The organism is Fibrobacter sp. UWB7 (genome assembly GCF_900142945.1).
Taxonomy (GTDB): domain Bacteria; phylum Fibrobacterota; class Fibrobacteria; order Fibrobacterales; family Fibrobacteraceae; genus Fibrobacter.
In genome coordinates, this window is the sequence record NZ_FRCO01000003.1 from 356482 (window position 1) to 368052 (window position 11571).

The 11571-nt window shown below is 48.7% G+C and carries 11 protein-coding genes; 7 read left to right on the top strand and 4 right to left on the bottom strand.

Annotated elements, in window-relative coordinates:
• Positions 1-119 precede the first annotated feature (119 nt).
• From BUC30_RS11205 to rseP, 3 genes are all read left to right on the top strand, one after another.
• Positions 120-1982, top strand: a complete 1863-nt coding sequence (locus tag BUC30_RS11205; RefSeq protein WP_073424933.1) for a glycoside hydrolase family 9 protein — start codon at positions 120-122, stop codon at positions 1980-1982.
• A gap of 191 nt (positions 1983-2173) precedes the next feature.
• On the top strand, positions 2174-4168 hold the full coding sequence (locus BUC30_RS11210; RefSeq protein ID WP_073424934.1) for a glycoside hydrolase family 9 protein: 1995 nt from the start codon (positions 2174-2176) through the stop codon (positions 4166-4168).
• A gap of 103 nt (positions 4169-4271) precedes the next feature.
• Positions 4272-5624: an RIP metalloprotease RseP gene (rseP, locus tag BUC30_RS11215; protein WP_244536612.1), complete on the top strand. Its 1353-nt coding sequence runs from the start codon at positions 4272-4274 to the stop codon at positions 5622-5624.
• Between the two features lie 26 nt (positions 5625-5650).
• On the opposite strand, the gene BUC30_RS11220 is transcribed toward rseP, so the two are convergent.
• Positions 5651-6016 (bottom strand): cupin domain-containing protein, encoded by a 366-nt coding sequence (locus tag BUC30_RS11220; RefSeq protein ID WP_014546523.1) that lies wholly within the window; start codon positions 6014-6016, stop codon positions 5651-5653.
• Between the two features lie 74 nt (positions 6017-6090).
• Positions 6091-6336 carry a TIGR03905 family TSCPD domain-containing protein gene (locus BUC30_RS11225; RefSeq protein ID WP_073425027.1) on the bottom strand — a complete coding sequence of 82 codons (246 nt, stop codon included), beginning with the start codon at positions 6334-6336 and terminating at the stop codon, positions 6091-6093.
• A 214-nt stretch (positions 6337-6550) separates the two neighbouring features.
• On the opposite strand from BUC30_RS11225, the gene BUC30_RS11230 reads away from it, so the two are divergent.
• Both BUC30_RS11230 and BUC30_RS11235 read left to right on the top strand, forming a co-directional pair.
• Positions 6551-7084: a flavodoxin family protein gene (locus tag BUC30_RS11230; RefSeq protein ID WP_073425028.1), complete on the top strand. Its 534-nt coding sequence runs from the start codon at positions 6551-6553 to the stop codon at positions 7082-7084.
• A 123-nt stretch (positions 7085-7207) separates the two neighbouring features.
• Complete coding sequence (locus BUC30_RS11235) at positions 7208-9862, top strand: TIGR02171 family lipoprotein (RefSeq protein WP_244536601.1); 2655 nt, start codon at positions 7208-7210, stop codon at positions 9860-9862.
• A gap of 14 nt (positions 9863-9876) precedes the next feature.
• Here BUC30_RS11235 and BUC30_RS11240 read toward each other — a convergent pair whose 3' ends face one another.
• Positions 9877-10122, bottom strand: a complete 246-nt coding sequence (locus tag BUC30_RS11240; protein WP_073425029.1) for a TIGR03905 family TSCPD domain-containing protein — start codon at positions 10120-10122, stop codon at positions 9877-9879.
• Positions 10123-10334: 212 nt separating this feature from the next.
• Between BUC30_RS11240 and BUC30_RS11245 the strand changes: the two genes are divergently transcribed.
• Positions 10335-10601 (top strand): flavodoxin family protein, encoded by a 267-nt coding sequence (locus BUC30_RS11245; RefSeq protein WP_244536602.1) that lies wholly within the window; start codon positions 10335-10337, stop codon positions 10599-10601.
• Positions 10602-10633: 32 nt separating this feature from the next.
• Positions 10634-11113, top strand: a complete 480-nt coding sequence (locus BUC30_RS11250; RefSeq protein WP_073424937.1) for a methyltransferase family protein — start codon at positions 10634-10636, stop codon at positions 11111-11113.
• A 3-nt stretch (positions 11114-11116) separates the two neighbouring features.
• Here the strand turns inward: BUC30_RS11250 and BUC30_RS11255 are convergent, their stop codons facing one another.
• Complete coding sequence (locus BUC30_RS11255; RefSeq protein ID WP_170861538.1) at positions 11117-11521, bottom strand: GNAT family N-acetyltransferase; 405 nt, start codon at positions 11519-11521, stop codon at positions 11117-11119.
• Positions 11522-11571 lie beyond the last annotated feature (50 nt).

Here is an 11571-nt window from a genome sequence, read left to right on the forward strand (position 1 = left end):
ACAGGAAAATTGCTGTTTCGCACATTGGGTACAGTTGTAACCAGATTGTCCAATAAAAGTTGGGCAATCTCTTTTTTTTAGGGTAGATTTATATTGTGAAAAATGGAAAGGAGTGTCTTATGAAGTTCTCGTTCGGCTTGAAACAGTATATTTCTGCTGCGGCAGTCGCTTTGACGCTTGCGTCTACAGCATTTGCTGCGACGGCTTACATCAACCAGGTTGGTTACCGCACTACGGATCCCAAGGAATTTACGCTCTTTGAAGGTTCTGGTGATATCGAAATTAAGGATGCCGCGGGTCAGGTTGTGCTCAAGGTCACTCCGAAGGCTGCTTCTCGCTGGAATCCGAGCGGTCAGGATGTACAGCTCGTTGATTTCTCTGATTTGACTGCACCTGGGACTTATTCCATCACGCAGGGTGGGCAGGTACTCCGTTCCGATTTGGTGATTGCCGAAAAGCCGTTTGAAAATATTGCTAAGGCCGCCCTCAAGTGGTACTATTATCAGCGTGCTTCCATGGCTTTGGAAGAAACGTATGCAGGTCAGTGGAAGCGTGATGCGGGGCACACGAATCCGACGGCTAAGCTTCACAGCTCTACGGGTGCTTCGGGCACGATTGAATCGAGCAAGGGCTGGTACGATGCCGGTGACTACGGTCGCTATATCGTGAACTCGGGCATTACGACTTACACGCTCCTTTCGCTTTATGAACACTTCCCGGATTACTTCAAGACGTTCAAGTGGAACATCCCTGCTGAAGGAACTTTGCCGGATTTGCTTGCCGAAATCAAGTACAATCTCGACTGGATGCTTACCATGCAGGCTGCAGATGGCGGCGTTTACCACAAGCTTTCGACGCTCCAGTTCCCGGGCGATGTGATGCCTGCCAAGGATACGGAACCGCTTTATGTGATTGGAAAGGGTACTGCGGCTGCGTTCAATTTTGCTGCGGTTATGGCTGCTGCATATCGTGTGTATAAACCGTTTGATGCCGCTTATGCCACAACGTGCCTTGAAGCAGCAAAGAAGGCTTATGCTTGGGGCGTCCAGAATCCGAAGGTGGCATTCGACAATCCGGCAGATGTTGCTACTGGTTCATATGGCGATGGTAAATTGACCGATGAAAAGGTCTTCGCTGGTATGGAAATGTTTATTTCTACAGGCGATGTCTCGTACAAGCCGACGCTGGATCCGAACGAATCCAGTATTGTTCCTGCCTGGCCTGAAGTCTATGGACTTGCGGTTTATGGCGCAGCTAGCCATCCGACGGAAGTGGCTGCTGATGCTGCAACTGCAAAAACGATGTTGACAGACTATGCCAACGAATTTGCCTATGCCGCAACGAAGGGTTTTGGCGTTGTCATGTCTCAGGAAGATTTCGTTTGGGGCTCGAATGCTGTTGCGGGTAACCAGGGCATATTCCTCCTTTACGCTTACTACGTGACCGGTGAACAGAAGTATTATGAGGCCGCTAAGAAAGTTGTGGACTATTTGCTTGGCAAGAACCCGTTGGATATGTCTTTTGTGACGGGCTTTGGTACAAAGTCTCCGAAACTGCCGCACCATCGTCCGAGTACAGCCGATAAGGTGACGGATCCTGTTCCGGGCATGGTTGTGGGTGGTCCGCAGCCGGGTGGTGAAGATATTGGAACGAAGTCTTGGGAATGCAAGGATTATAAAACGGGTCAAGCTGCAACCTCTTACATTGACAACCGCTGCAGCTATGCCACCAACGAAGTCGCTATCAACTGGAATGCTCCGTTTGCATACCTCGTGGGTGCCATGGAAGCTTTGAACGCTGGCTATGCCCCGTCCTTCGCTGTTGAAGGTGTTGCAAAGGGTGGAACTTCTGCTCTCAAGCCTTCGATTTTGAGAAACCGCGGAAAGGTTGAAACTGCACCGCGTCTCCGTATGGCAGACCAGAAGGTGTTCATCGAAAAGAACGGCAAGCGTTTTGACCTCAAGGGGCATCACCTCAAGTAATTCTCCTACCTAACCTCAAAAATCCATATTCATAGAATGCAAACGGCGCCCCTCCCGGGACGCCGTTTTTTCATGTGTTTTTTTTACAAAACACTTGCTACACTTTTCTTTAAAATGATGCTCGGACGGGTGGAAAAGATGCTTGAACGGCTCTATATTATATGGGCTAAAACTTGCACTTTTTTACGAGGATGTTTGTGAATAATCATGCGTTAAAGTCCGTAGCGCTTGCCGCGCTCGTCGCAGCCCCAGCTTTCGCAGCGACTGCCTACATTAACCAGATCGGCTACCGTCCGGGCGATTTCAAGGAACTCGCCTTGGTCGATGCTAACGGCAGCGTGGATTTCGTGAATGCCGCCGGCCAGGTCGTTCTCTCCGTGACGCCGAAGGCCGCTTCTTACTGGGATGCGAGCGGTCAGAATGTCCAGCTCGTCGATTTCTCCAAGCTTGCCGAAGCGGGCAAGTACAGCATCAAGGTAAACGGCAATGTGCTCCGTTCCGACCTCGTCGTGAAATCCCAGACGTACGAAGAAATCGTCAAGGCTTCCATCAAGTGGTTCTACTACCAGCGCGCCTCTATGGCTCTCGAAAGCCAGTATGCAGGCAAGTGGGCCCGCGCAGCCGGCCACACGAATCCGACCGCCGAACTCCACAATTCTACTGGTGCTTCGGGTACAATCAATTCGACCAAGGGCTGGTACGATGCTGGCGACTACGGCCGTTACATTGTGAACTCGGGCATCACGACCTACACGCTCCTCTCTCTTTACGAACACTTCCCGCAGTATTTCAAGTCGCTCAAGTGGAACATTCCGGCCGAAGGCTCCCTCCCAGATTTGCTTGCCGAAATCAAGTACAATCTTGACTGGATGCTCACCATGCAGGCGTCCGATGGCGGCGTCTACCACAAGCTTACCTCTCTCGGTTTCCCGGGCGATGTGATGCCGGCGCAGGACAATTCCAAGCTTTATGCTATCGGCAAGAGCACGGCGGGTACGTTTGACTTTGCTGCCGTGATGGCGATGGCCTCCCGCATTTACAAGCCGTTCGACGCCACTTACGCTTCCAAGTGCCTCGAAGCTGCCAAGAAGGCTTATGCTTGGGGCCAGCAGAACCCGAGCCGCAACTATCTCGCTAATCCGTCGGATGTCTCGACGGGTGCCTACGAAAACGACAATCCGAACGACGAAAAGGTTCTTGCCGGGACAGAACTCTTCATCACGACGGGTGATGCTTCTTACAAGCAGTCCGGCTCATCGGAATACGTCTCTTACTGGGGCGATGTCATGGGCCTTGCTACGTACGAAAAGGCTACGCATCAGGCGCAATTTGGTGGCGATGCAAACGAAGCCAAGCAAAAGATTTTGGGCACTGCAGACAACTTTGCTAACCGCGCCGAAAAAGGCTTTGGCGTCGTGATGGCAAAGAATGACTTTGTATGGGGTTCCAATGCGGTTGCCTCCAATCAGGGCGTTTGGCTGTTGCATGCTTATTATCTCACGGGCGAACAGAAGTATTACAAGGCTGCCGTCAAGGTCTTGGATTACCTCCTTGGCAAGAATCCGCTCGACATGTCTTTCGTCACGGGTTACGGCACGAAGTCTCCCAAAATGCCGCACCATCGCCCGAGTACTTCGGATAACATAGAAGAACCGATTCCGGGTATGCTCGTGGGTGGCCCGCAGCCGGGCGGCGAAGATGTTGGTTCTGCCGCCGAATGGAAGTGCGCTGATTATCGCAAGGGCCAGGCGGCAACCGCTTACACCGATCAGCGTTGCAGCTACGCCACGAACGAAGTCGCTATCAACTGGAACGCTCCGCTCGCATATCTCGCTGGCGCTATTGAAGCCATCAACTCTGGCTATGCTCCGGAATTTGCCGCCGCAGGCGTTGCAAAACAGGATGTACCTGCATCGAGCTCTTCTGAAGCTCCTGTAAGCTCTTCTTCGAGCGTTCCGCAGAGTTCTTCCTCCGAAGTTGCAAGTAGTTCTTCTGTTCCGGGCGTTTCCTCCAGCTCTTCTGCAAACGTGGAATCCTCCAGTTCGCAGGGGACGATTGCAATTCACGCTCCGGTCGAATCCAGAATTATGCGCTCGACTCAGCCGCGCCTCCGCTTCGATGACCAGAAACTCTTCATCGAAAAGAACGGCAAGCGCTTTGACCTCAAGGGTCATCGCATCAAGTAAATCGATTCTCTCATATTCATAGAATGCAAAACGGTGCTCCATTCGGGGCACCGTTTTTTTCTAAATTGACCGTATGATGTCGAGTATATTAAATAATTTGTTGATGTTTGTTCTGGGGCTCTTGGCGTTGAGCTTCCTCGTGACGATTCACGAACTGGGTCATTTTATCGTTGCCAAGTGGAATAAAGTCCGAGTGAACACGTTCTCTGTAGGTTTTGGCAAAAAGCTTTTCCGATTCAAAAAAGGCGAAACGGAATATTGCATCTCAGCAATTCCTTTTGGCGGCTACGTCGCCATGGCGGGCGAAAATCCAGATAGCATTGAAGATGGTAAGCTTCCGTCGCAAGATGATTTTCTAGGAAAGTCTGTTGGCGCTCGCGCAGCGATTGCGTTTGCTGGTCCATTTGTGAATATCGCATTTGCATTTATTCTTTTGATTTTCCTTTACATGGTCGGCGTCCAGGAACCGGATAACAAGAACCTTATTATCGGTTTTGTGGCGAAAAATTCTTCTGCCGAAATTGCAGGCATCCAGCCGGGCGATACGATTACCGCTATCAATGGCAAGGAAACGCAAGGCTGGGACGATTTCCGCGAACAGATTGGCGTGAGCCTTGGTGCCGATGTGATGCTTGAAGTGCATCGTGGGGGCGAACCGCTTGCCATTAAGGTCGTTCCGCAAGAACTTGTGATTCCGGCTGCAGATTCGACTTCTGAACCCATCAAGATGGGAATTGGCGATATCGGCATCTACCCGCGCAATCGCGTGATTGTCCGCCTGCCGCCGAAGGAAGGCTCAGCCGCGCAAATGGCTGGAATTGCGCAGGGCGACACGATTTTCGAAATCAATGGCGAACATATTTCGCGCTACGAAGAAGTTGTTCGTTTGATTGATGGTTCCAAAGGTGCTGAAGTCAACGTGACGCTTTTGCGCGATGGCAAGAAAGTTGACGTGAAGATGACGCCTGCCTATAGCGAAGAATTCAAGCGTTATATCGTCGGCATCCAGATGGGCTATGTGATGTTTAGTGAAACGCATCTCGTGCGCCGCGGCCCGATTGAAGCATTTGAAAAGACTTGTGCTACGAGCTGGAAAATGACAACGAGCATCTTCCGCTATTTCAAGCGCTTGTTCCAAGGCCAGGTGAAGGTCGATGCATTCTCCGGTCCGGTTTCGATTGTCGCTGTGATGGGCAATGTGTGGATGAGCGGATTCCAGGATTTCCTCATGCTCCTTGCGCTTATCAGCATTAACCTCGGCGTGATGAACTTGCTCCCGCTTGCGATTACCGATGGCGGTCTCCTGATGTTCCTCGGTATCGAAAAGTTGCGCGGTAAGCCGCTGAGCCTCAAGACTCAATCCGTAATCCAGAACGTCGCGGCGGCTTTCTTCATCAGCTTCTTCGTGTTTATCACGATTCTCGATTTCGGGAAAATCTCGCTCTTCTTGAAATAAAAAATGGCGGCTTTAGCCGCCTTCTTTTATCTTGCTTGCATGTACGCGTACGCGAAATTCATCGGTGGTGTGCTGATGCAAATGTATTCGAAAATCTCGGGCCCCATATTGCGTAGCCCGTGGATTTCCTTCTCTGCAAAACGCACGACATCGCCTGCTTCAAACGGAACTTCCTTATCGTCGGCGAGCAAGAGAACGCCACGGCCCTGAACCGCGACCCACACTTGTTCCGACGTATAATGCTTATGACGCGGCTGTTCTGCACCTGGCATGACAGAAACCTTCGTGACCGAAACCTTTTCTGACCTGCTGTTCTCGGGCGTGAGCAACTGCGCAGACTCCACTCCAGGATTGCACAAAACCGTTATGTCGTACTTTTTAATTAGTTCCATTTCATATGCAAAGATAGTTCTTTATTGTGCGCCGATGGCACAAAGCTGTGCTATTCTTGCGTATTTTGCAGGTTTTAAGCTTGCATCCCGAGAACGGCACGGGCGAGCTGGTCTGCGCAAGAGGTCGGCTTTCCGCCACAGGTGTTTCCGAGCAGCTTGGCTGCAATGTCTTCGGCTTTCATGCCTTCGCAAAGTTTTGCAATCGCTTTGAGGTTGCCGTTGCATCCACCCGTAAAGCGGATGTTGTGGATTGTGTCTCCATCGCGCGTGAACTGAATTGTCGTTGCGCATGTACCTTTTGTCTTAAATGTTTCTTCCATAGTAAGCTCGTTGTTGTAATTGTCTGTCATGCCCGTCGCTAAGCGGGGGCATCTCCTTTACATTGTTATTCCGGCCTTCGAACCGGAATCTCCTTGAAAGGAATTGCTTTTTTACATTAAATATAGAATGTCTTACCGCGTGGCATGGCTCTTTAACAATATTGAGTTTATTTTTTTAGATTATAGCAACAAACTATATGGCAATGGTTTAGGTATGAATATTCTTGTTCTTTCTGGGAGCCCGCGCAAGGGCGGCAATACGGATTTGCTGGTTGACGCGTTCGTGAGGGGCGCTTCGCAAAAGCATCAAGTCGAAATCGTTTCTGTTCACGATTACAAAATCAATCCTTGCATCGGGTGCAATTCGTGCTTTGCCCGCGAAGACCACAAGTGCTGCCAGAAAGATGATATGCAAATCGTCTACGATAAAATGGCGAATGCCGAAATGCTCGTGATTGCATCGCCGGTGTATTTCTATGGGTTGAGCGCCCAGCTGAAAGCGGTCATCGACCGTTTCCACAATCCAATTCGCGATACATTTCACATCCACAAGATGGCCTTGCTCCTGGTCGGTGCAGCATCGCTCCCGGAACTGTTCGACGGCATCCTCACGCAGTACAAGCTTTGCCTCAACTTCTTCAAGCTGCAGGATATGGGTCAGGTGCTTGTGCGTGGTGCAAAGGACAAAGGCGATGTCAAGAACGGCGATGCGCTCCAGAAAGCTTTTGAGTTAGGACAAAATCTTTAATTGTTTCGGAAAATACGAATATACGCCTCTTCCTAAAAATGTTAATTTAGGGAGGGGGGGGGTATGATTGTATTTACGTCAATTCATAAAATGCTGTGCAGAATAACATTGCCAATTCTGGTAATGTTTTTTTGGGGATGCAGCGATAGCGAAGGTATTTCAAAAAAAGAGGCCTCTTCCGAAGAAGAAGTTCCTGTAGAAGGCTTTGCTTATATTCACTCAAAAGGAAAGACAACTGTTCTTGGGACAATGTCGAAAACAGCGAAAGCCGATGAACAACCTGCCATGAAGGTTTATTTCGGCTACGATTTCTGTGTCGGGGTCCACGAGGTGACTCAAGGCGAATTTGGCCAACTGATGAATCGTTCCTTCAAGAAGGATTCTTTTGATTATCCGCAAGCAAATGTGACATTTTATGATGCGGTCCTGTACGCGAATGCTTTGAGCAAAAAATATAAGATGGATACGGTTTATACCTATAGCAAAGCTCAATTTGCTGAAGATAAGTCGTGCGAAAATCTCGTTGGTTTGAAGACGAATTATGATGTTTGGGGCTTTCGCTTGCCGACCGAGGCCGAATGGATGTTTGTCGCCAATACTCGTTCTGACGACATTAGTGGAAAACTCAAGGAATGGGTGAACGACTGGAAGGGCTTTTTTGCCGATACGACTATTGAAAACTTTGTTGGCGCAGCGAATGCCAACGGAATGGACGAAAAAATCCTCAAGGGAAGCTCGTTTGTAAAGGAAAATGTCCCACTATATGCTCGCGGAGATTTCTATACGGTGACGCCCCTTTCGAAGGCGGAATATGTTGGCTTTCGTCTGGTTTTGGGAAAGATTGAAAATGCGGTTTGGTTCAATCCTCCGATTGGTGCGGTAACGTCGGTTGTTACTCCGTTAGCCTTGGCGGAAAATATTCGCAATTTGTTCGGAACCTATCAGGCTAGGCTTGTTTTCCGAAATGACGAAACCGGTAATATTGCCTACATTAATTACGCGAATGCGGCAAATTCCGTTGTGGAGATACAGGACGATATCGATTCGTACCATCCCGATGTTTCTCCCGATGGCAAGTATGTTGCGTTCTGTACGGGGCTTGAAGGTGTCGCGGGCGAGTCGTCGGTGTATGTTCGCAAATTAGACGAGTCTGGCTCGGGGCTTGTCAAGTTGAATGTTGAGGGGGCGGCAATTCCGCGATGGCGAATCTTGGATAATGGCGATACCGTGATTGTTTTTGTTACAAATCCGGGAACGAATAAGTCTGAATCGACTTGGAACGAATATAGTACATGGTATGTTCCATTTAAAGATGGAAGATTTGGAACGCCGAAAAAAGTGCTCCAGGGAAGTTTTCATGGCGGTCTTTCCTTTGAAAAAGGTTTTGCCGTGACAGGGGCGTCCTTGTTGCGTGCAACACGGTTTACGGATAAATCGCAAAATAATGAGTTGTGGTATAATGGAGAGCAGGCCTGTAATGTTTCGCTTTCAAGGGATGGCCGTGATAGAACGATGTTCCTTGACTTTGCGGGAAAAACGGGTGCTGCGTTTGTGGGTAAGAAATATTCCGTACATGAAATGTTGCTGATTGCGGACAGTACAGGGAAGCTGGTGCAGTCGATAGAGTCGCCGAAGGGCTATACGTTTGATCATGCGGAATGGGTGGCCGAAAAAAATTTCGCGGTTGCTACGCTTGCCAATGCAAACGGTGTACACCAGAAAATTGCACTGGTGGATGTTGCCTCTAATAAGGTTATGGAACTTGCGGAAGGCTCTGAACTCTGGCACCCCTGCCTGTGGGTAAAGCAGAAGAAAATTGTAACGCAAGAAAGTTCTTCTTCGAGTAAAACCGTTGAATCTTCGACGTCGGCTGAAATTTTGTTTGTTCTAGATCCTGATAGCGCTGGAATGTACCTGAATTCCAAATACGGGGCTGTGGGCAACGGCCTGATGCGTAACAATATGGAACTCCTGTGGAATTTCCACGACCAGGCGAATGTCATTGTGCTTGGATCTTCTAGGCCCCTAGATGGCATTGTTCCTAAGCAGTTTAATGAAAAATTCTTTGTCCTGAATTTGGCGCAGACGCCGAGCGGTATTTATGAGTCTAAGTTCTACCTAGACCATTATGTTTACCCGCATGTCAAGAATTTGCGCTATATTATTTTGTCGCTGGATTATGATTTGTGGCGCTATGGGCCGGAATCGGACCATAATTTCTTCTATTCGAACTACAAGAGTTTCCCGGGCTATATCTATGACAAAAATCATGGATACTGGGCGTCAGGGATTCCAGAAGGGCTTGCTGAACTGACCGAAGACGGGTATAGCGACCAGAATGGGGTGGCCTTGAGGGAAAACATGGGCTATTGGTCGGTAGGAAGTTGCAATGGATGGGAAACTAGTGTTTGTGGCTGGGATTCGACTTCGCTTACTCCGCGTGGTATTAAAATGGCGATGGATACTCTTGTTAATCTCATTGAAACGGCGGATAAGCGGGATATATACGTCATAGGGATAGTTTTCCCTGTGAGTCCGAATTATAAGAAAACAGGTCGTTTCGCCTGTTATGGCACGCGCCGAAGTGTAGCCGATTCTTTGACGAAGGTCTTGACCGCCATGCATGAGAAATACCCTCATTTTATTGTGATGGACGAAAACAAGATGGGTGATCATGATTATCCAGATAGTATGGCAGATGATCAGCAGCACCTTTGCCCTGTTGGTGCAACACAGATGACGCACCGTGTTGATTCGCTCTTAATGACGCTCGATTAGGAGTCGTCTCTTTATTACGCTTCTTTCCCGAGTACCGCACGGGCGAGCTGGTCGGCGCAAGAGGTCGGTTTTCCGCCACAGGTGTTTCCGAGCAGCTTGGCTGCAATGTCTTCGGCTTTCATGCCTTCGCAAAGTTTTGCAATCGCTTTGAGGTTGCCGTTGCATCCACCCGTAAAGCGGATGTTGCGGATGATGTCTCCGTCACGCGTGAACTGAATAGTCGTTGCGCATGTACCTTTTGTCTTAAAAGTCTCTTCCATAGTAAACCCGTTGTTTGTTTTGTATGTCATGCCCGCCACTGAGCGGGCATCTCTTTTACATTGTCATTCCGGCCTTCGAACCGGAATCTCCTTGAAAGGATTTACTTTTTTACATTAAATATAGAATGTCTTACCGCGTGGCATGGCTCTTTAACAATATTGAGTTTATTTTTATAGATTATAGCAACAAACTATATGGCAATGGTTTAGGTATGAAAATTCTTGTTTTTTCGGGTAGCCCACGCAAGGGCGGCAATACGGATTTGCTGGTAGAATCGTTCGTGAAGGGAGCTTCGCAAAAGCATCAAGTTGAAGTCGTTTCGGTTCACGATTATAAAATCAATCCTTGCATCGGTTGCAATTCGTGCTTTGCCTTAATTTCTTCAAGCTGCAGGACATGGGGCAGGTGCTTGTGCTTGGCGCAAAAGATAAAGGCGATGTCAAGAACGGTGACGCGCTCCAGAAAGCTTTTGAGTTAGTACAAAGTCTTTAATAATAATTGAGGGGGGGAATGAAACGTTTTCGTGATTTTATTGGCTATTTGTTGGGCGGGATTCTCTTTGTGATGCTCATCCCGACAATCATGTGGCTTGCTTCCAGAATGCCTGCGCTTTGGCCGGTTGATACATGGCGTTGCATTGTGGCACCTATCGTGATGCTTGCCGGGCTTGTGCTGAGCGTCTGGACAATCGTCTATATGCGCAGTCGCGGTAAAGGTAATCCGATGGATGCTTTCGGCCACGAAGTGGCCCCGCGTACGCAACACCTGATGGTTGATGGCCCGTACAAAATCAATCGCAATCCGATGCTTACTGGAACTCTTATTTATCTCGTGGGTGCCGCTGTATGGCTATGGACTTGGCAATCTTGCGCTGTATTCGTCGCCTTCTTTGCCATCATGATGGTGCAGGTGCTAAGCGAAGAAAAACGCCTCCGCCGAGACTTTGGCAAAGAATACGAAGAGTACTGCAAACACTCGAGAAGGTTCTAAAGATTACGTCCACAAGCTTGTGATGAACATTGGGCTTGCGTCGGTTGCCTTCTTGAATCCGCAGTATTCGTAAAAGTCTATTTCCTTGTCGTATGCCACGACGACAATACGCAAGTAATCCTTGTACACGTCCTTGACCTTTTCGACAAGAGCCTTGCCGATGCTTTTTCCTTGGTATTCCGGGCGTACAAGCAAATAATGAACATACGCATTCATGATGCCGTCGTCCATTGCGCAAATCATACCGACAAGCTTGTCGCCGTCCCATGCTGAAATGACCGTTTTGAAATTCTTCATGGCGATAACAAGTTTGTCAGGGAAATGCCCCGAAGACCATTCCACCGAAAGGAACAAATCTTTTAAATCTTGCTCCGAAAAATCATGAATTGTTTTATATGAGATAGCCATAATTGCATTTAAATATAACATGTTGACAGTGCTGTCACGAAATTTTATCT